Genomic DNA, 20,188 nt, shown 5'->3' on the forward strand with positions numbered 1-20,188 from the left:
ACTCCAATCGAACAAACCAGCCATGACGTTCAGTCGCCCTCACGATTGCACGAACCGGGCACACCAGGCAATTTGCGTTCGTGAATTCATTCATTCGACTGAAATCTATCGCGATCAGTTGATCAGTGCCTTCACTGCAGCCAGGGACGGTTTCGCGGTGTTGTTGGTTCTGGTCAGCCCGTAGTTCTCCTCGAGATTCTGACTTCCGGTGTTGATGTCGCGGTAGTCGAAGAGAAAGATGGGCCCACCGTTGGGCAGCGACCTCAAGTACTTGATGCCGTCGACCAGGATCTCGGTTTGCCGAGCCTCGGTGACGCCGTACGGCGGCTGTCCCGTGGTGGTGGCTGCGCCGAACTCGGTAGTCCAGATCTTCTTCCAACCATCGCCGTTGATGTACATCAGGTACGAGATCATGTCGATCGAGTTCTTCGGCGTCCACCAGTCCGTACCTGCGCTGAGTAGATCGGGAGCGCTGTACGGGTGATTTCCGATTCCGTCCAACGACGCTCCGGCCTTGTTGGCGTACAGGGCCTCGACGAATCGAGCAGGGCTGATGTTGGTGCCGTCGTCGATGGCAGGCGAAAGCCCGCCACTGATGACCACTGAGTACTGATCGACGGATTTGATTGCGGCATAGGACAGTTTGAGCATCTGGCTGTACTTCGCAGCATCCGGCTTCGGCGCGAAGCTGTGTATGACGTTGGGCTCGTTCCAGATCTCCCAGTTTCGAATGAGACCCCGGTAGCGCTCTGCGGCCAGGCGGGTGAAGTTGGCGTACGTGGCCGGATCGGCCGGGCCCGGATGCAGGAACGTTCTGCCCTCGGGTATCGCCGCCCAGGTCGGCGTATAGGTGGGTACAGCCAGTATATTGAGACCAGCGTTGTACGCGTCCACGACCAGTTTGTCTGTACCCGCCCAATTGAATACGCCCTGAACAGCTTCGACCTGTGGCCACTGGATCGGTATGCGCACGGCGGGGAAGCCATTTTGCTTGATCGACTGAATCTGCGCTTGCCGCACGGAATCGGAGGTCTCCAACGTAACGGCAGTGACACCCAATGTGCGCGCGCCCATCGGGCCCGAGGCGGCCGACGCGGGTGCCGGCAGAGCCACCGCAACGGACGCCGCCACGATCAGCGCTACAGAGGAAGACAGGGCGCGACGAAGAAGTGGCCTACTTTTCGAGGCACTCGGCGAGGGGGATCGGAAATTGATATTCACAGCGAATGCCTTACTCGGGGGTGAACAGGTGCAACTCCTGCGGACAGGCCCACAAGAGCAGGAAAAAGCGAAGAGTCGATTGCCACCGAAGGGCTTTCACATATATGTACACCAGGCTCGGAAATAAACAAACACGAGAAAATAGCGAAACCTGGAGATTCATGACAATGAACCGCACAAACAATCTACGAGTTGCCGCGATTGCTGTTTTCACGACCGTTGCCCTGACATCGGTGTCGTGCGCGGGCGAGTCGTCGGATACCATTTTGCTACCCGAAGAAAGTACTTCTTCTCCAGCGACGAGTGGCGAAGCCCGAAACTTCGCGGTGTACAGCGATTTCACAGCGTTGCCCGACGGCCCGGCTCCGAGCACCTTCGAGACCGGCCAGCCCGCCTCGGTTGCACCGGTGCCCGATCCGTCCATGAACCTGCGAATCGCCAATGGCAAGTTGACCTTTGCCCCCACCGGCGGCGGACCGGCCGCCGCATACTTCAGAACCGGCGATCTCGGCACGCCGGTGACGTCGATGGGCATGAAGTGGACGTTCACAGCGCAGCCCGGGGGCACACCCGGTGTCGCGGCCATGGCGATCACCGACAGACCGGCAGACCCACTGGGCGGCGCGTCCCCGCTCATGCCCCTCCACTTCATCGTCACCCGGGACGGCTGGAACTACTCGGTGTCGCCCGGAACATCCGGAGGCGGAGCTGAATTGATAACCCTCGCAGCCGGAACATTCAGTTCTCCGCTCTCGGAGGACGGAAATACAATTCATGAAGTACAAATCGACATTCGTGGAAATACCGCAACTATAGATTTACCCGACGGAAACCGGCAGGAAGTTCAGGATCCTCGAATCGAGGCTTGGGCATCTCGATACGCATTCTTCGAGCCGTACGCAGACCGGTCATCGACCGATTCCATTACCGGTTTCACCGAGGTGTGGGCGAATGTGTAAATAGTCTGGTGAGTTTAGATACCAAACGGTCGCGTCTTTCGTCTGATTGCGCGCCTGCCCGCTCGGTGCGTAATCATGGATCGATGGACCCTTTTCACGCGTTGGTATTACTCAACGCCGTCTTCGCCTGCGCAGCATGGAGCCTCGCGAAGCCGAGTTGGACGGCGGCCATCGCGCTGACGACCACCTCGATCCTGTGGCTGTTCTTCAACCACCCCATCGAGGGTCGGGTGCTCTACTCGATCGACTACCAGACAGGGTTGACGGAATCCGATTTCGTGTCGGCGGCGGGGCTACTGCTTGCAGGAGTCACGGTGATCCGATGCCGGCGGGCGGCGGGTTCCTAGATGTTGGGGCCTGGGGGTCCCGGCTAAGGGCCCGCAGGTCGTGCTCCAGTCCGGGGCTCAGGGTGTGGGAATCTCGGCTTCGCGGTGCCGAGCGCAGAATGCCGTGCAACGCTGAGCCGTTTCAGGCGGTCGCGGCCATGGGTCACAAACCGAACTAGCCGGTCGGCAAACACACCTAACCGGTGCAGGCAGGATCCGGCTCGTCGACAGGTTGTCACCACAGTGACCGAAACCTGGGCTGCGCTTCCGCCGCGGACACCGGTACCCCACTGCTCACCCGAACCGGCACAGTTCCAGTCGAGGGTGTAGTCCCCCTCTGCCACATCGACATCGGTGAAGGAAACGGACGTCGATTCCACATTCGAATAGACGAGGCCGTACACCGCGTACGTCTGGGTGATCGCGTCGAAGGTGTCGAAATCGAGAAACAGGCACGTGACCGGTAGCTGTCGCCGGTGAACGAGAACGTGCCGGTGATGGAATTGCCGTCGGACACAGCTATGAAAGTGACGTCCTCGGGCGCGGCCACAGCGGCTGCCGAGACGGCGAAACAGAGAGGAACGAACGCATCGGCGGCAAAGGACGAGAGTGGTGGCTCTGCGCATGGTGAGAACTCCCGTGATGTGAGGTCCCCGTCCCACCGGACCGGTCCTGCCGCGAGTCGATGCTGTGTGAGCTGAAACGGTCTGCGACCTGTGCTCCACTCCAGGGCCCGGGGTGGGGCATCTCGGGTTGCAGGCATCGAGTGCAGAATGCCGTTCAAGTGACGGTCACCTTGCCACGGTTCACTTGGAGCGACAACCATTGCAGGACAGTGGGCACGGTGATCCGGAAGCTGGGTAGCGGCGGCAACGACGGCGACGCACACCTCACCGAGCACGATCGCAATCTGCACGCGGTATCCCGCGCATTGGGGTCGATATCGAACCTCGACTCCGGTGGAGGGCCTTAGCCTGCTCAGCGCTCGTCCCCCTCATCCTGAGGAACCTCCTTGGTTCACGACGCGTTCGCTCGCGTCGTTCGATCAATCCGCCGCGATCGCGCTGTGGCAACCGGCGCGAATGTGCGCGCGCATGATGGCCTCGACCCACTCTTCGTCCTCGTACTCCAACGCGTCGACGATCTCGAGGTGATGGGCGGCGCTGCGCGAGATCTCCTTCGGTGAGTACTTCCGGAAGGTTCGCGCTGCGACAAGGGGTTTGAGCAAGGCGATGGCCATCTCGGCCATTCGTGCGTTGGGACACTTCGACAGGATCGCCGTGTGGAAGGCGTTGTTCAGGCTCGCGATCTCCGTCATGTCGGCGGCCTCGACGACGATGTCCTGCATCCGCTGCGCAGTGCTACGAAGCTCAGCCAGTTCCTCGGCCGAGAAGTGCCCCGTGGCAAGTTTGGCGGCATGCGGCTCCAGCAGCGAGCGGGACGAGTAGATCGCCTCGACGGTGTCCCGGGTGAACTCGGTGACCCGGGCTCCCTTGTTCTTCTCCATCGTGACCACACCCGTGGTGGCGAGAGTGGCGAGTGCTTCGCGCACCGGAGTGCGGCTGACCCCCAGCCGCCCGGCGAGCTCGGCCTCGTTGAGCTTCTCGCCCGGACTGTAGAGCCCGGAGATGAGAAGGTCGAGAATCTTGTCGCTCAGCTCGGACACGGTAGGTGCCTGGTTGTCGGGGGTGTTCTCACACGGGCCATTGTGCATCAGCGAGCTGTTGACGGGTGCCACCTCGGGAGACGAACGAGTACGACGGTGTGCCGGTGTACCCCTCGCTTGTTCGCACCATCGCCAGGTAGGTCTCGAGGTCGATGCCCGTCTCGATTCCAAGCGAATCCAACAGGGCCACCACGTCCTCCATCGGGGCGTTGCCGAGGACGGACGGGTCGCCGGGGAACCACATGTCTCCGCCGAGGCCGCCGAAGGACGCCTCGATCCAGTCGGCTCCCGCGGACAGGCTCGCCAACGCGTTGACGGTGCCGAAGCCGTTGCGGTTGTGCAGATGCACCCCCACCGGGATGGTGGGATGACGGCTCTTGACGCGTCGGACACCGTCGTAGAACTCGTTCGGGGTTTCCACCCCACTGGTACCCGCCAGATACAACGAGTCGGCTCCGGCGTCGACCACTCGCTCGACCACCGCGTCGAGTTGGGCAGTGTCGATCGCGCCGTGGCAGGGCGCGAAGAACGCGGTCGCCACTGCGGCGCTGACCTTCTTCCCGGACAGGTGCCCCTGGGCGACGATCGCGGCGAAATCGTGCAGCAACTGTTCGGGCGTCGAATTCTGATTCTTCGCGGCCATGTCCCGATCGACCGGGATGATCGCGACGATCTCCTCGATCTGCGTCTCGCAAGCCCGTTGTGCGCCCCGAACATTGGGCACCAACGCCTTGTAGTGAACCCCCTCTCTGCGCGGCGCTTCCTCGATGACTCGCTCTGCATCGCTGAACTGTGGCAACACTTTAGGATGCGCGAAGGACGTGATCTCGACGGTGGTCACACCGGAATCGAGAATGCCGTGGAGCAACTCGAGTTTGTGGTCGGTACTGACGAACTGCGATACCGCCTGCAGGCCGTCCCGCAGGCCGACCTCCACCAACCTCGCGCTCGTGGGCAAACCGTCGAACACCATCAGATGATCCCATCGGCGCGGAAGGCATCGATCGCGTCGCGCGTGAATTCGCCGACGGTAGTGAGTACTTCGTAGGTGTGTTCGCTGAGCGCAGGGCCAGGCCAGCGTACCGATCCGTCGGTACGACTGAGCCGGGGGAACGTGTTCTGCATCGGCACCTCCCCCAGAGTGGGATGCGGGGTGGTGATGATGCTCTTGCGGGCGATGAACTGCTCGTCGCCCAGCATGTCCTCGGGTCGGTAGATCTTGCCGACCGGAACCGAATGCGCCAGCAGCAACTCTTCGAGTGCGCGCGCATCGTGCTGAACGGTGAACTTCCCGACCATCGCGTCGAGTTGTTCCTGCCGTTCTCCGCGGGCACCGTGCGTGCTGAACTGCGGGTCGGTGGCCAACTCCGGCATCCCCATTGCCTCGGCGAGACGCGCGAACACCGTGTTCTGATTGGCCGCGATCAACACCCAGCCGCCGTCCGCGGTGGGATAGACGTTGCTGGGCGCAACATTGGGCAGAATGGCACCGCTGCGTTCACGCTGATAGCCCGAGATGACCCACTCCGGCACGATCGATTCCATGATGCCCAGGACGGCCTCGTAGATTGCCGAGTCCACCACTTGTCCACGGCCACTGCGAGTTCGCTCGTACACCGCGCCGAGCGTTCCGATGGCGGCGAACACCGCGGCCAAGGTATCGCCGATCGAGATTCCGACGCGTGAGGGCGGCGTCGAAGGATCGCCGACGACGTAACGCAGTCCGCCCATCGCCTCACCGATGGATCCGTAGCCGGCGCGCGAGGAATACGGGCCGGTCTGGCCGAATCCCGAGACCCGGGCCAGAATCAAGCCTGGATTGTCGGCGGCGAGCGTGTCGTAGCCCAGTCCCCACCGCTCCAACGTTCCCGGGCGAAAGTTCTCGACAACAATGTCGGACCGGGAGATCAATGTTCGGGCGATGCCCTGTCCCTCGGGAGTACGCAGATTCACCGTCACCGACTTCTTGTTGCGGCCGACGACCGACCACCACGGCGATTCACCCTGAGGACGCGTCCGGCCCCACTCACGCAGTGGGTCTCCGATTCCCGGCTGTTCGAGTTTGATCACCTCGGCACCGAGGTCTCCCAGGATCTGCCCACAGAACGGCCCGGCGACCAACTGACCCATCTCGATGACACGCAGGCCCTGAAGGGGGCCGGTGGACGCCGGACGAGGGGTACTCGGCTCGTTCGTGGCTCGGTCGTCGACAGTCACAACTTCTCCTCTATTGCATGCAATTAATGCTCGATGTGCGCTTTCTGGCCATTCCTACCAGGCAAATGAGCACAGGTGCATACAATCATGTTGACGCAGTGACCCGCAACACATAACGTAGCGCTAGCTCGATCCCCTCGTCGTGCACCGAAAATTCAGGAGAACACGTTGACGTCAGCCCGACCGACCGAATCCGAAGTCGTCACCGAGGACGGCGAACGCTCGTCGGACATGAACTCGACCCTCGGCCTACCGATGCGCTGGTTCGTCCCGATGGCATTGGTCATCGTGGTGCTGGCGTACCTGTTCACCCCCGCGGAAGGGATGACGGCGGGCTTCGCCACCACGATGGCCCTCGGCGGCCTACTGATGGTGATCGGCAATGCGATCCCCGGGTTCAATCGAATCGGTGGCGGCGTCATCCTCGCCATCCTGATTCCGGCCGTGCTGTTCAGCTACAACCTGATGCCCGAGCGCACCGCCACGGCGATCGACGACTTCTACACCCTGTCCGCATTCGGTGAATTCGTCGTCGCCGCGCTGATCGTCGGCAGCATCCTCGGGATGGACCGCTCGCTGCTGATCAAGGCGGGCTCGCGGATCATCGTGCCGATCGTCGCGACCATCGCCGTGTGCTTCGCGCTGTTCGGCCTCATCGGGCACCTCACCGGATACGGCCTGGGCAAGATGCTGTTCTACGTCGTCGGGCCGGTACTGGGCGGAGGTGTTGCGGCAGGTGCCATTCCGATCTCCGAGGTCATCGCACAGAACAGCGGCGGCAACGCGACCGACTACCTGTCGATGCTCGTGCCAGCCGTCGTGGTGGCCAATACCGTCTGCATCATCGCGGCCGGTGGCCTGGCATGGCTCGGGCGGCGCAAGCCGAACTTGTTCCCCCGCTTCAACGGCAACGGCGAACTGGCAGTCAAGAAATCGAAAATGATCGTGCCGGTGGGCAAGGCCATCTCCTCGGCCGATGCCGTGCGCAGCTCCATCATCGGATTGTTCACGGCCGGAATGCTGTTCATGATCGCCGACGCCCTGTCCTTCTACGTTCCGTCGATCCACAGCTATGTCTTCTTGATCGTGTTGTGCGCCATCGCGAAGATCTTCTTGACCATCCCCGACTTTCTGGTTCAGGGTGCCGATATCTGGTACAAACTCGTCGCCAACGCCTTAATCCCGGCATCCTGGTGGCCGTGAGCATCGTGGCGATCGACTTCAAACAGGTGCTCAGTCTGCTCAACGACCCGGTGTACATGTTTTCCACCATCGCAGTCGTGTTCGTCGCCCTGTTCGCTGCCGGATTCGTGGGTTGGCTGGTGCATCTCCACTTCATCGAATCGGCGATCTCGGGCGGACTGGGTCTGGCCGACTTCGGCTCGAGCGGCGATCTGGCAGTACTGGGTGCCGCCGATCGACTGGAACTGCTTCCCTTCCTGTCCATCTCCTCACGCATCGGTGGCGGTCTGGTTGTGCTGACCCTGTCGCTTCTGGGGCCCATCGTGTTGTGATGCGTGCCGGGACAGCGGCGAGCAGGTTCCGACTCCTGAGCAACTGGTGCTCCACTATTCGACGACCTCGGGGGATTCCCTCAGACCCGGGCCGCGAGTGGAGCATCCCGTGCAGCGGCTCGCTTTCGGCTATTGCCGGCTGCGATCGCGGGCACGCGTACGGAACTGGCCGATTGCCAGGACGATCAACGCGGCCCCCAACACGGTGAGGGGGATTTGAGCGCGGGGAGCGTCGATGTCGAGCACAACGATCTGCCACACCACCCACCCGATGGTCACCAACCCCGCGCACGCGACATACAGCGCTGCTTCGGAGGCGTCGACGAGCACGGCAGCCACACAGATCAGCGGTCCGAGCCCGAGGAAGAACAGCACGAACAACCCAGATATGCGGTAGTCCCAGGTGTGCCACGACGGGAGCATTCCGACATTCAAGCCCAGGGACCGACCGCTGGGGTCCGAGGTCAGCGACACTCCGTTGAACGTTCCGGCTGCGCCCAACAGGATCAGCAGTGCCACCGTCGAGAGTTTGTTCACGGTGACGTCCTCACTTCGTCGTCCTTCGCTCGTGGCCGGCAGCGGTTCACGTAAGGGTTGATACTGCCAGAACAAGTCCGATTGGTCTTGTTCCACGCTGCGGTTACGCTCGGTGGGTTGCGCGCCCGCCCGGGGTCGCGCCCCGACCACCTCTGGAGACTCTGCATGCCCAAGCTGAAATCCGTCAGCGAGTTCACCGGCAAGTGGTTCGCTCTGATCGTCGTGGCGGCGGGCGCACTGGCCCTGATCACTCCCGACACCTTCAGCGGCGGCACTCCTGCCGTTCCGTGGCTGCTGTCGATCATCATGCTCGGCATGGGAATGACGTTGCGGCTCTCCGACTTCGCGGTCGTTGCTCGACGGCCGTGGGCACTGTTGCTCGGGGTGGCCGCGCAGTTCATCGCGATGCCGCTGCTCGGTCTGGGAATCGCCAACGCGCTCGGCCTCTCTGCCGCACTGACCGCCGGGATGGTGCTGGTCGGTTCGGCTCCTGGCGGAACAGCGTCAAACGTGATGGTCTACCTCGCCAAGGGCGATACCGCGCTGTCGGTGGCCATGACGTCGGTATCCACCCTGCTTGCACCGATTCTCACGCCACTTCTCGTGCTCTGGCTCGCCGGTGAGTTTCTGCCGGTCGATGCCGGCGGACTGTTCGTCTCGATTCTGCAGATCGTGCTGGTTCCCGTCGTACTGGGAGTTGTTCTGCGCCTGCTGTTTCCCAAGATCATCGACCGCATGCTCGACGCTCTGCCGTTGATCTCGGTCGCCGGCATCACCGCGGTGGTGCTGTTCGTGGTTGCCGCCAGTGCACCGACGTTGCTGTCTATCGGAGCCCTCATCGTCCTGGCCGTCGTGCTGCACAACTCGCTTGGACTGGCCGTGGGATACGGCATCGGCAAGGCGTGCGGACTGGACGTCGCCAGCCGACGCGCGATCAGTATCGAAGTTGGAATGCAGAACTCCGGATTGGCCGCGGCTTTGGCATCGGTGCACTTCAGCCCTGCGGCTGCTCTGCCTGCGGCCATCTTCTCGGTGTGGCACAACGTCTCGGGCTCACTTCTCGCCAGCTACTGGTCGCGGCGCTCGACAGAACCGAAGCCGGCCGAACGCACGCAGGAGTCGACCACCATCGAGTAGGCCGATTCCAGCTGGATTTCGAACACAATCCGGTGCAGCTGACCGCGCTGAGCGCGGCTGGCTGCACCGGATTTTTGTTTCTGCGCGGAGGAATCCTTGCGTTATATACATTCACTGTGCAATATGTGCAATCAGGCTCAGCGTCCGCCGAGCCCACCATCGAGGAGGCCCCATGATCACAGTGACCAGTGCCGCGGGTGGTGCCGGCCGCTTGCTCGTTCGACAGCTCGCCACGCAGAACGTGCCGGTTCGAGCAGTCGTCAAGAACGCGGCGCAAGCTGCGACCACCCGCCAGGACGGAGCCGTCGAGGTCGTCGTAGGCGATCTCAGATCCGAGGAAACGCTCCGTAACGCCCTCACCGGGGCGGACGTCCTTTACCACGCGGCACCGACGCAGATCATCGACGAGAGGCCGATCATCGATCATCTGATCGCAATCGGACCGGTAAACGGGCTGCAGCACATCGTTTTCCATTCCGTGATTCATCCGAACCTGCATCAACTGACGCACCACCACCAGAAAGACATCGCCGAGGGAATTCTGCGCAGCAGTGGAATTCCCACCACGGTGCTCAGGCCGTCCCACTACATGCAGAACTACCTGGAAGTGTGGGAATTTCTGCAGGCCGGAGTCATGCCGTACCCGGTTTCACCGGACAGTGTCATGGGTGTCGTCGACGTTGCCGACGTCGCCGAAGCAGCCGCGAACATCCTCGTCGACCCCACGCCGCACACCGATCGCGTCTACGACCTGTCCACGGTGGAACTCACCCGACACGAGATGGCAGAGATCTGGTCCGACGTGCTCGGCCACCGCGTCACCGCCATTCGGATCCCGCCCTCGTCGTTGACGAACTCGCTGAACGTGCTGCCTGCAGTGGCCTCGGTGGTCGGGCATGCGGTGCAATCGACGAAACTGAACTCCATCGGCCACCTCGTTCGCGGTGCCAAGGCTGCGTCCAACCCCCGTGACATGAAGAATTGGCCGGCCGATGCACGCGAGGCGTACCGCACGATGATGACCCACTACGACGGCTACGGACTCCCCGCCGGAGACCTGACGGTTCTGCCGAAGCTGCTCGGACACACACCGACGTCGTACGAGCAGTTCGCACGGCGCTCGGCCGCTGAGCTCGGGGGCATTCCCCTCGGGGCGAGCCGATGAACCTCCGAGGGTCTCGCTACCGGCCGGGCCGCTCGCTGGTGACCGGCGCAAGCTCGGGGATCGGTGAAGAATTTGCCCGAGCGCTCGCCGCCCGCGGCTCCGACCTGGTACTCGTCGCCCGACGAGAAGACCGGCTGACCACACTGGCGACGGAACTCGAGCAGAACCACGGAATCCATTGCCGCACAGTGGCCTGGGACCTGTCCGAGGAAGCGAGCGGACGCCGACTCCGTGAGGTGGTGCCCGAGCAGATCGATCTCGTCGTCAACAACGCAGGGTTCGCCGTACAGGGACCGTTCGTGGACAGCGACGCCGACGACTTCGAGCGCCTCATCGCCGTCGACATCCGCGCGGTCGTGGACATCTGCTCGGCGTTTCTGCCGGACATGATCGCCCGCTCGAGCGGCACCATCGTCAACGTCGCCAGCACCACAGCGTTCCAGCCCGTCCCGTCACTGGCGGTGTATGCGGCCGCCAAAGCATTCGTGCTCAGTTTCAGTCAGTCGCTGTGGTTCGAGTCGGCCCAGCACGGAGTCAGAGTGTTCGCACTCAATCCGGGCCCCACCCGTACCGAGTTCTTCGATGTCATCGGAGACACCGCCGCAGCAACCGGCAGCTACCAGACACCGACCGAGGTGGTCGCCACTGCCATGCGCACGCTCGATTCCAGACGGTCTCGCCCGCAGGTGGTTTCGGGCCGGATGAACACCGTTCAGGCAATCGCGGCCGGTCTGGTCCCCGCGCGAATTCTGCTGCCCGTCCTCGCCCGGATGCTCCACTAGATCCCGGCCGAACTCAGCACCGTCCAGGCACCTCACGAGGAATGTAGTGTCACCAGCATGGCCAGGGTCTCCAGATTCACACTCGCCGATCGTCGGCAAGCGGTCGCACGGGCTTTCGGCGGTTCCGAGAGCCCGGCCGCCGTGGCGACTTCACTGGGCATCCACACCACCACGCTCTACCGCTGGGCCGGGTCGTCGACTACCGACGAGCCCGGGCCCGCGGCGGCCCGACTGATCGAGGCCACCCAGGACCTACTGCGAGACGCCGATTACGCCGACATCACCATCGAAAGTGTCGCTCTCCGATGCGGTCTCGCACCGAGAACCGCATTCCACCACTTCCCCACCAAACGCGTGCTCTTCCAAGCCGCTGTCGATGACGCCGCCACCGTGCTGATAGACCGCATCCACGAGAAATCGGTCGCCGCCACCTGGCCGGGCACCCCACTCGAGCAGCTGCAGACGTTTCTTCGCATCGCGGCAGAGAGCATCTACGACTCCCCGCGCACACACGTACTGTTCCGCAATCTGGGAGTACCGAGATCCGAGGGCTCGGCAGAACGGTGGCACGACAGTTTCGTCCTCGCGATCTCCCAGTTGCTCCGGGCCGCCGCAGAAGCACACCAAATCGACAGCGACACAGACGTACTCGCTGCAGCGCACCTGCTCACCGGTGCCATGCGCGGAATACACACTGCGGTGTTCGAAGGCGGGGATGCCGACACCGCACTGAGCCTGGTCGAGAGGGTTCACCTCTTGGTCCCACCCCGATGAGCGAAGGTCAGCCGATGCACCGAGGAACTCAGAGCCACCGCACCGTCACCGACGCGGTGGATCGACCGTGACCACGGCGACCGTCGTCGGATCGGGTCCCAACGGTCTCGCCGCTGCGGTGACGCTGGCGAAGGCAGGCGTCGAGGTGACGGTCCTCGAGATGGCCGACACGGTCGGCGGCGGCACCCGAACCTCCGAGCTGACCCTGCCGGGAGTGCTGCACGACGACTGCTCGGCCGTACACCCGGTGGGCGCGGCATCACCGTTCTTCGCGAGTCTCGATCTCGAGGCCCACGGCCTGACGTGGAAGTACCCGGAGATCGACGCGGTGCAACCCCTCGACAACGGCAGCGCCGGGGTGCTGTATCGGTCCATCACCGAGACCGCAGCCGGACTCGGGGTCGACGGCGCAGCCTGGCAACGGTTCTTCGGGCCACTGTCGGATCGCTTCGACGACCTGACTACCGACTTCTTCCGGCCGCTGCTGCATGTTCCGCGGCACCCGATCACGTTGACCAAGTTCGGCCTCAACGCGCTGGCACCGGCGTCGCTGACCGCCCGCCGGTTTCGTACACCCGAGGCGCGCGCGTTGTTCTCCGGTGTCGCGGCCCACGCGCTGTATCCACTGACTCGGCCGACCACCTCCGCCGTCGGAGTCATGATGATCGCGGCCGGTCACAAGTACGGCTGGCCGGTGGCCGAAGGTGGCTCACGCGCAATCAGCGATGCGCTCGTGTCGATCCTCACCGAAAACGGCGGGAAGGTCGAGACCGGCGTCAGAGTGACTCGGCTGCAACAGATTCCGACGAGCGACATCGTGATGCTGGATCTCTCCCCCACCGCAGTCGCGGATATCGCAGGCGATGCCCTCCCCCGGCGAGTGGCACGACCCTACCGTCGGTGGCGCTACGGACCCGGTGCGTTCAAGCTCGATCTTGCCGTCGAGGACGGCATTCCCTGGACCAACGACAGTGCCCGACGCGCCGGAACCGTCCATCTCGGAGGCACTTTCGAGGAGGTCGCCGCCGCGGAACGTGATGTGCACCGAGGCGCCATGCCGCGAAAGCCGTTCGTACTGCTCGGCCAGCAGTACTTGGCGGACCCCACCCGCTCGCAGGGCAACATCCACCCGATCTGGGCCTACGCCCACGTCCCCAACGAATACACCGGCGACGCCAGCGAGGCGATCATCGATCAGATCGAACGATTCGCGCCGGGGGTTCGGAAACGCATCGTGGCGCGGGCAGTTCGCTCGACCACGCAGATGCCCACGTACAACCCCAATTACGTGGGCGGTGACATCATCACCGGCTCCAACGATCCGGGCCAGGTGGCCTTGCGCCCGCGCGTGAGCGTCAACCCGTACTGGACCGGCATCGACGGGGTCTACATCTGTTCTGCGGCAACACCTCCGGGCGGAGGAGTGCACGGAATGGGCGGCTACAACGCAGCACAGGTCGCGCTGCGTCGACTTGCGAAGTAGCCGGCTCTGTTTTCATCGACAAAGGCCGGGTATGCACTCCTGATGGCAGACCAAGCAACCGATCCCGCACCCACCGAAGCCGACCCCGATGATCCCCGCAAGGCAGACTCACCTGCCGATCTGACCAAACCCTCGTGGATCTACGTACTGAAGAAGACGGCTCGTGAATTCTCTCGGGATCAGTGCACCGACCTGGCAGCCGCGCTGACCTACTACGCCGTACTGTCCCTGTTCCCCGCGATTCTGGCCATCGTCTCGTTGTTGGGTGTGTTCGGGCAGGGACGGGCAACAGTCGACGGCGTACTGCAGATCGTCGGCGATCTCGGACCCCAATCGGCGGTCGACACCCTGCGTGAACCGATCGAACAGCTGGTGCAGGCACCCACAGCAGGTTTTGCGTTGATCATCGGTATCGCCGGTGCGCTGTGGTCTGCGTCCGGCTACGTCGGCGCATTCGGCCGCGCGATGAACCGCATGTACGAGGTGGACGAGGGCAGGCCCATCTGGAAGCTACGCCCGGTGATGCTCCTGGTGACTCTCATCGCGCTGGTACTCATCGCCCTGGCCGCCGTCATGCTGGCGATCAGCGGCCCCGTGGCCAAAGCTGTGGGAGACGCCGTCGGACTCGGCGATACCGCACTGACGATCTGGAACATCGCTCGCTGGCCGTTGGTTCTGATCGTCGTCGTGCTCGCCGTCGCGATTCTGTACTACGCGACGCCGAATGTGCAGCAGCCCAAGTTCAAGTGGATCAGTTCCGGTGCCGCGGTGGGCATCATCGTATGGATTCTGGCGACCATCGCATTCGGCTTCTACGTCGCCAACTTCTCCAGCTACAACAAGACCTACGGCTCACTCGCCGGTGCCATCGTGTTCCTGCTCTGGCTCTGGATCACCAACTTGGCCTTGCTCTTCGGAGCCGAACTGGATTCCGAACTCGAACGTGGCCGTCAACTCCAAGCCGGAATCGTCGCCGAGAAGCGACTCCAACTGCCGCCGCGCGACACCCGAGTATCGGACAAGAACGACGAGAAGGATGCGCAGGCCGTCGAGCAGGGACGCAAACTGCGCGAGGAACACAACCCGCAACAGTGATCCGAGGTGCTCACCGTGCAAAGATCGTTCTACTCCCCTGACGAAACGGACCTCATGCCCGCCCTCCACCATGCTCCGCTTGCCGGCGTAGACCCGAGCACCCTGTACCGCATCATGGCGCTTCGGGTCGCGGTCTTCGTACACGAACAGAAGATCGTCGACGAGGCCGAACTCGATGGCGCGGACCTACTTCCGACGACCGAGTTGTTCTGGATCCAGGACGAGAGCGGCGAAGTGCTGGCCACCCTCCGCGTCCTCGTCGACGACACGGTCCACATCGGCCGCGTCGCGACCGCGACTGCGGGTCGCGGACGCGGCTATGCCGGCACACTCGTCGAGGCCGCACTGACGGCATACCCAGGGGTGGTCGAAATCTCCGCTCAAGCGCACCTCGAAAACTGGTACGGGCGTTTCGGATTCATTCGAGTGGGAGAGCAATACCTGGAAGCGGGAATCCCGCACGTGAAAATGGTTACCCAGGCCTGAACTGCGTCGCGCCGAGGCAATGCTGTGGTCGGATCGGCTCCGGGGTGAGCAATTTGCTCCACTCCGGAGCACTGGTCGTGGGATTCCCGCTACGAAGCCGTCGAGTGGAGCATCAGTTGCGGGCCGCAATCCGGGCCGACGTGGGAGAATCATGCGGTCCATCAGCGTGCGCCAGTCGCACTCGACGAAATGTTGGGAGCGGAGCCGGGAACGGTGGTCCCGCTCGCGGCCTGACCGTGTGTCATGCTTCGGTCAAGCGCTCATGCAGATCCGGGGCCGGTAAGAATACGAAGGCTTTACCCCGCTTGACTTTGGTCAGGAACCCGCGTTGCTCGAGGTCGTAGAGATCGCTCCGTGCAGTTTGCATGGCAACGCCGTGTGTTCGCTGATGACTGTTCACGGTGTAGTCGTTCGCCGCGTTCTTCACCGCACCTTCCAGCAGATTTATTTGCCGGTGATTCAGTTCGCCGTGTGCTCCCGAGAGCCAATCCCGCGCTGACACCAGTTCCGATGCCTTACGCTCCAAATGTTCGTTCAAGTCGTTCAACGCACGTTGGATGATTCCCAGGTGATAGATGATGAAGTGCGTCAAATCGCCACCGTCATCTTCTGACAACAAGAATGACCGGGCATATTGTGAGTGTGCCGTGTTCAATATTCGAGATATTGTCAAATATTCAGTCAGCCAGTAGCCCTGCTTGAGCATGCTCCAGTAGAAGAGCGCACGTGCAGTACGGCCATTTCCATCCTCGAAATAGTGGTCGTATCCCGCCATGAAATGCACAGTGAGAGCCCGGACTACAGGCGGGACATATGGATCCGATTCGGGACCGGCATTGGCAAAGTCACACAGGGTCTGCAACCGACCAGGCAGCTCGTCCACCGGAGGCGGCGCATGAAGGACTTGATCCTGCTCGCCGAAGACCCTCACCCGGTCGGCTGGATCGGGATCACTTTGGATGGCTCCGGCTGCATCCGGATTGTCCAGCGTCCCGTCCGTCACGATCCGATGAAGCTCACATATAGCTTCTGGCGTGAACTCCGCATGCTGGTTTTCGGAAATATGCTGCATCGCATGATAGTTGTTCAAAATCATCTGTTCGCTACGATTTCGCGGCCGGGATTTGTTCTTGATCATCTTCTTGGCATCGCGACGACTTGTAACTGCCCCTTCGAGCTGACTCGATGTGATCGCTTCCTCGATGAGCGAACTGACGACGTACTTGTTCTTTGTCGCCGGATTGGTAATCTCTTCGGGCGCTGCAATCTGACCGCTGGCTCGCTTGGTGACGTCGTCGAGCAGCCTGAGCACCTGATCCGGCAGGGCATACGAGAAGAACGTACCGTCGACGCTCTGAAGTGGGAGCGGTCGCAGCAAGCTCGATCGTGCGACCTTCACCCCGAACCACCACTCCTCGTGGGTCAAGCCTGCAGGGGGCGTCTTGTACCGCAACCTGTCCCAGGCCATGTACTCACCGGTGGCCACATTGCTGGTCAGGGTCATGATCTCGAACATGCGCGCAGAGTTGTCCGACAGTTGAATTTTTCGCGCGATCGACTCGAAGGATGGCGGCGGCGCGGGTGTCTTGATGGTGACTCCTCGTTCGACTAATTTGCAACTAGCATCGGTGAATTTAGGCCGTGTAACTCGACCCGCCGTCCCCTGAACGCCTAGCTTACGCCTAACATCGCCTAAATTAGGCGGAAGGAGCAGTCAGTCCCGCGTGAACTGATGCACCGCTGCGGGGCGACCCACTCGATAGCCCTGCAGCAAGTCGGCCCCGATCGACGTGGCGGCCTCGATATCGTCGTCGGTCTCGATACCCTCGAACACGCAGCGAGCATTGGTTTTTCGTGCAAACTCCAGGATGAGTTCGGCCACCGCTGTTTTGGTCGGGTTCGTGCCCATCTCGTGCACGACGAACGCGTCGAGCTTGATGACGTCGGGTTCGAGCAGCACCAGTCGTCGCAGACCCGCATAGCCCGAGCCCACATCGTCGACGGCTATGTCGACGCCGCCGCGTCTGAGCTCGGCCAATGCCGCCAGCACCCCCACCTCGTCGTCGATGGTGGCGTGCTCGGTGATCTCCACGATCAGGTGCCGTCGCTGCCGGAATTCCACGAGGTGGCCAACCAGCGCGAAATCGGCCACTAGTGTTGCGGCGCAAAGATTGACGGCGAGAAACGATCCGCACGGGAGCTGAGCGGACTCCTCGAGAGCATTCATGACGGCAGACGTGTCGAGAGCTGCCCCGAGTCCACAGTGCACGGATTCGGCAAACCAACTCTCGGTGGTGCCTCCGCCTTCCGGAAAACGCGACAGAGCCTCGTATCCCTCGATCGCGCCGTCGCCGGCGCGAATGATCGGCTGAAACACGATGGTCGGACCACCCGAGTCGATGACAGCCCGGATCCGACGCGATGCGTGTCGCCGGTGGGAGGCGTCCCTAATCGGTAGCACGGGCCCGCATCGGAATGACCGGGCACAGCGTCACCGACACTGCATTCTGTCCGACCAACCTGCTCGCCGCCGAGGGATCGGACTCTCCGAAACCGAGAAGCAGTGCGTGCAGACGCGACTCGTCTCGTGGCCAGGTGAGCCCGAATGCGTCGGCGACGGCGAGATAGTCACTCACCCGCTGCTCGACGCTCAGGGCACCGTCGATACGGTTGCGTCGAAGGAACTCTCGCATCTCCCGCCATCGCCAGCGGTCGGGGATCAGTCGAAAGCGCATGCTGCCACCGGGAGATCGGCGAACCGGTCCATCAAGAACTGGGCAGCTGCTCCACCGTAACCGTCGATCAACTGTGGTCCGAAGTGGTTCGGCAACACCGCACCCTGCAGAATCGGCGGCAGTGGGTTGCTGTGGAATTCGACCGCCGCACCGGCACCACACCAGTCTTCCGCCAACCGTCGGGCCTGCCCGTACGGCACGGTGTCGTCGTTGATTCCACTGGTGATCAACACCGGAGCGTTAGGTGTATGTCGGCCGATTCGTTGCTCGTCGAAGATCCCACCGACCTGGGGAATGGCACGCAGATTCTCCAGCATCGACTTGCCGCCCTTCGTCAACGACTCCGTGCGCAGAAACGGATGCTCGAGAATGGTCTTGAGCGCAGCAACCGAGGATGCAAGCAGTGCGGTGCACACGAGAACACGAATCATGTTGCGATACGGGTGCATCGGTCTCTTTCTTCCGTGTCAGATGACTGTGCCGAGGTCGCGGGCCACGATGTTGTCCAGTGCTCGTTCGGCGAGCGCGGCGATGGTCATGGACGGGTTACAGGCCGCGGTGTTGCCGGGCATCAGCGCACCGTCGAGCACGTACAGTCCGCGTTGGCCGTGTACGCGGCCGTCGAGGTCGCACACCGGGCCGATGTTGGCCCCGCCCAACGGATGCCAGGTGGACGGGAACAGCGCATTGGTGTCGGTGAGAATGCTGCCGGTGCCGGCGATGCGGCGAACCGTCGGGTCGATGGATCCGTCCTGAATGACGGAGTCGCCGTTGGCCGGCCAGTGCAGCTGGGCCTGGTCTCGCGCGGCGTCGTAGCCGAAGTGGCCACGCCCGTCGCTGACTCCGTATCCGACGAGCATGGTGCTGCGGGCATCGAAGGACAGTGGCGGTATCGATGCCTGGATGACGGTGTGGGCAGTGCGCGGGTCGTCCCAGTTCAAGCTGCCGAACACCACCGGACCACCCTGCGGCGTACCGAAATTCTGCTCGACGCTGGACCACACGTAGATGCGATCGGCGTTGGTGCCCCAGCCCTGCCCCAGCTCGTCCGGCAGATCGGGAACGGCCCCGGTGGCGCTCGCGCGAACGAGCATTTTGGTGGTGTTCAGGCTTCCCGCCGCCATGATCAGCGCACCGGTGGTGAGGATCTTGTTCTCCAACACCGTTCCGTCGGAATCGATTCGGTCCACGTGGACGGTCCAGCGACCGTCGGCGGCGCGCTCGACATGCGTGACGTTGTGCTGCGTCGCCACGGTGGCCAGGCCGGTCGCCTCGGCGGCCGCGATATAGGTGACGTCGACAGAATGCTTGCCGCCGTTGTTCACTCCGAAGGCACCGGCACCGTTGGTGTACGACGGCGTCATCACCCCACGCGTCTCGTCGAGCGCGTAGTTCCAGTCGATCGGCATCGGAATCTTCGACACCGGCAGTCCCGCCCGCCGCGCACTGTCCGCAAACACCCGCGCCGCTTGGTAATTGGGAGTGTCGATCAACTCATCGGGGGCCTGCGCGAGCTGCAGCATTCGCGCGACGCGGGGGTAGTGGACTTCGTTCAACCTCTTCCAGTCGAGCTCGACCGGAAAGTGCGTCTCGAACACGGCCTGCGACGGCTGCAAGCTCATTCCCTGATAGATCAGGGACCCGCCGCCCACACCGGCGGCGCACAGCGCGGTCATGTTGTCACCGGGAACGGCCTCGAGCAGTCCGACGTACGGATCGAACGGAACGGGCCTACCGAACAGATTGGGGCTGGAGCCGTACCACAGCATCCTCTTGTCCGGCGCGGTCGCATTGGGGAAGGTGTTTGCATTCGGCCCTGTGGGCCAACGTCTTCCGCGCTCGAGCACCAGCACGGGAATGCCGGCCTCGGCCAACCGCAACGCTGCGACGCCACCGCCGAATCCTGACCCGATCACGACCACCCGATGGTCTTCCCGGGTGAGCGGAATGCGAGTTCTGACCCCTGCCCGGGCCACCCCGGTACCCGCGACTGCGGCCAGGCCGGCAACTGCAGTAGCGCCCAGAAATGACCGACGGTTCAGATTCGACACGTTCCCCCCAGGGTTGTGGACAGCACGCACCGAGACTCGG

Annotated in this window: 20 protein-coding genes and 1 pseudogene; 11 read left to right on the forward strand and 10 right to left on the reverse strand. The window is 62.9% G+C overall.

Annotated features, from left to right (window positions below):
* Positions 1–114: 114 nt before the first annotated feature.
* Positions 115–1,131: a hypothetical protein gene (locus tag AB0362_RS07050; protein WP_366235297.1), complete on the reverse strand. Its 1,017-nt coding sequence runs from the start codon at positions 1,129–1,131 to the stop codon at positions 115–117.
* A 194-nt stretch (positions 1,132–1,325) separates the two neighbouring features.
* Here AB0362_RS07050 and AB0362_RS07055 point away from each other — a divergent pair, with 194 nt between their 5' ends.
* From AB0362_RS07055 to AB0362_RS07065, 3 genes are all read left to right on the forward strand, one after another.
* On the forward strand, positions 1,326–2,180 hold the full coding sequence (locus AB0362_RS07055) for a hypothetical protein (RefSeq protein ID WP_366235298.1): 855 nt from the start codon (positions 1,326–1,328) through the stop codon (positions 2,178–2,180).
* 83 nt (positions 2,181–2,263) lie between these two features.
* Positions 2,264–2,527: a hypothetical protein gene (locus AB0362_RS07060; RefSeq protein WP_366235299.1), complete on the forward strand. Its 264-nt coding sequence runs from the start codon at positions 2,264–2,266 to the stop codon at positions 2,525–2,527.
* An 823-nt stretch (positions 2,528–3,350) separates the two neighbouring features.
* Positions 3,351–3,479, forward strand: coding sequence for a hypothetical protein (locus AB0362_RS07065; protein WP_366235300.1), 129 nt, complete (start codon positions 3,351–3,353; stop codon positions 3,477–3,479).
* A 72-nt stretch (positions 3,480–3,551) separates the two neighbouring features.
* Here the strand turns inward: AB0362_RS07065 and AB0362_RS07070 are convergent, their stop codons facing one another.
* The 3 genes from AB0362_RS07070 to AB0362_RS07080 are packed head-to-tail and all read right to left on the reverse strand — an operon-like array spanning position 3,552 to position 6,389.
* Positions 3,552–4,172 (reverse strand): GntR family transcriptional regulator, encoded by a 621-nt coding sequence (locus tag AB0362_RS07070; protein WP_366235301.1) that lies wholly within the window; start codon positions 4,170–4,172, stop codon positions 3,552–3,554.
* A gap of 28 nt (positions 4,173–4,200) precedes the next feature.
* Positions 4,201–5,145 (reverse strand): hydroxymethylglutaryl-CoA lyase, encoded by a 945-nt coding sequence (locus AB0362_RS07075; RefSeq protein ID WP_366235302.1) that lies wholly within the window; start codon positions 5,143–5,145, stop codon positions 4,201–4,203.
* Positions 5,145–6,389, reverse strand: coding sequence for a CaiB/BaiF CoA-transferase family protein (locus tag AB0362_RS07080; protein WP_366235303.1), 1,245 nt, complete (start codon positions 6,387–6,389; stop codon positions 5,145–5,147). Before AB0362_RS07080 ends, AB0362_RS07075 begins: the two co-directional genes overlap by 1 nt.
* A 273-nt stretch (positions 6,390–6,662) precedes the next feature.
* Here AB0362_RS07080 and AB0362_RS07085 point away from each other — a divergent pair.
* A pseudogene (locus AB0362_RS07085) lies at positions 6,663–7,903 on the forward strand (2-hydroxycarboxylate transporter family protein).
* A 129-nt stretch (positions 7,904–8,032) separates the two neighbouring features.
* Here AB0362_RS07085 and AB0362_RS07090 read toward each other — a convergent pair.
* Positions 8,033–8,440, reverse strand: a complete 408-nt coding sequence (locus tag AB0362_RS07090) for a hypothetical protein (protein WP_094671128.1) — start codon at positions 8,438–8,440, stop codon at positions 8,033–8,035.
* A gap of 165 nt (positions 8,441–8,605) precedes the next feature.
* On the opposite strand from AB0362_RS07090, the gene AB0362_RS07095 reads away from it, so the two are divergent.
* The 7 genes from AB0362_RS07095 to AB0362_RS07125 all read left to right on the forward strand — a co-directional run bounded on the left by AB0362_RS07095 (position 8,606) and on the right by AB0362_RS07125 (position 15,362).
* Complete coding sequence (locus AB0362_RS07095; RefSeq protein WP_300520341.1) at positions 8,606–9,577, forward strand: bile acid:sodium symporter family protein; 972 nt, start codon at positions 8,606–8,608, stop codon at positions 9,575–9,577.
* 172 nt (positions 9,578–9,749) lie between these two features.
* Positions 9,750–10,742, forward strand: coding sequence for an NmrA family NAD(P)-binding protein (locus AB0362_RS07100; protein WP_366235304.1), 993 nt, complete (start codon positions 9,750–9,752; stop codon positions 10,740–10,742).
* Positions 10,739–11,524 (forward strand): SDR family oxidoreductase, encoded by a 786-nt coding sequence (locus AB0362_RS07105; protein WP_366235305.1) that lies wholly within the window; start codon positions 10,739–10,741, stop codon positions 11,522–11,524. Before AB0362_RS07100 ends, AB0362_RS07105 begins: the two co-directional genes overlap by 4 nt.
* 57 nt (positions 11,525–11,581) lie before the next feature.
* Positions 11,582–12,298: a TetR family transcriptional regulator gene (locus tag AB0362_RS07110; protein WP_149407041.1), complete on the forward strand. Its 717-nt coding sequence runs from the start codon at positions 11,582–11,584 to the stop codon at positions 12,296–12,298.
* A 67-nt stretch (positions 12,299–12,365) separates the two neighbouring features.
* Positions 12,366–13,781 (forward strand): NAD(P)/FAD-dependent oxidoreductase, encoded by a 1,416-nt coding sequence (locus tag AB0362_RS07115; RefSeq protein ID WP_366235306.1) that lies wholly within the window; start codon positions 12,366–12,368, stop codon positions 13,779–13,781.
* Positions 13,782–13,823: 42 nt separating this feature from the next.
* Positions 13,824–14,876: a YihY/virulence factor BrkB family protein gene (locus AB0362_RS07120; protein WP_366235307.1), complete on the forward strand. Its 1,053-nt coding sequence runs from the start codon at positions 13,824–13,826 to the stop codon at positions 14,874–14,876.
* A 54-nt stretch (positions 14,877–14,930) separates the two neighbouring features.
* Positions 14,931–15,362, forward strand: coding sequence for a GNAT family N-acetyltransferase (locus tag AB0362_RS07125; protein WP_366235434.1), 432 nt, complete (start codon positions 14,931–14,933; stop codon positions 15,360–15,362).
* A gap of 241 nt (positions 15,363–15,603) precedes the next feature.
* Here the strand turns inward: AB0362_RS07125 and AB0362_RS07130 are convergent, their stop codons facing one another.
* The 5 genes from AB0362_RS07130 to AB0362_RS07150 form a co-directional block, all read right to left on the reverse strand.
* On the reverse strand, positions 15,604–16,878 hold the full coding sequence (locus tag AB0362_RS07130; protein ID WP_366235308.1) for a Fic family protein: 1,275 nt from the start codon (positions 16,876–16,878) through the stop codon (positions 15,604–15,606).
* Positions 16,879–17,076: 198 nt separating this feature from the next.
* The gene (locus AB0362_RS07135; protein ID WP_366235309.1) at positions 17,077–17,823 is read right to left on the reverse strand and encodes an EAL domain-containing protein; all 747 of its coding nucleotides are present in this window, start codon (positions 17,821–17,823) and stop codon (positions 17,077–17,079) included.
* Positions 17,810–18,097, reverse strand: coding sequence for a hypothetical protein (locus AB0362_RS07140; RefSeq protein ID WP_366235310.1), 288 nt, complete (start codon positions 18,095–18,097; stop codon positions 17,810–17,812). The genes AB0362_RS07135 and AB0362_RS07140 overlap by 14 nt, the downstream gene beginning before the upstream one ends.
* On the reverse strand, positions 18,082–18,546 hold the full coding sequence (locus tag AB0362_RS07145) for a lipase family protein (RefSeq protein ID WP_366235311.1): 465 nt from the start codon (positions 18,544–18,546) through the stop codon (positions 18,082–18,084). The genes AB0362_RS07140 and AB0362_RS07145 overlap by 16 nt, the downstream gene beginning before the upstream one ends.
* Before the next feature lie 18 nt (positions 18,547–18,564).
* Positions 18,565–20,148, reverse strand: coding sequence for a GMC oxidoreductase (locus AB0362_RS07150; protein ID WP_366235312.1), 1,584 nt, complete (start codon positions 20,146–20,148; stop codon positions 18,565–18,567).
* Positions 20,149–20,188 lie beyond the last annotated feature (40 nt).

The sequence above is a fragment of the Rhodococcus sp. NPDC079359 genome, assembly GCF_040702585.1.
GTDB lineage: Bacteria > Actinomycetota > Actinomycetes > Mycobacteriales > Mycobacteriaceae > Rhodococcoides.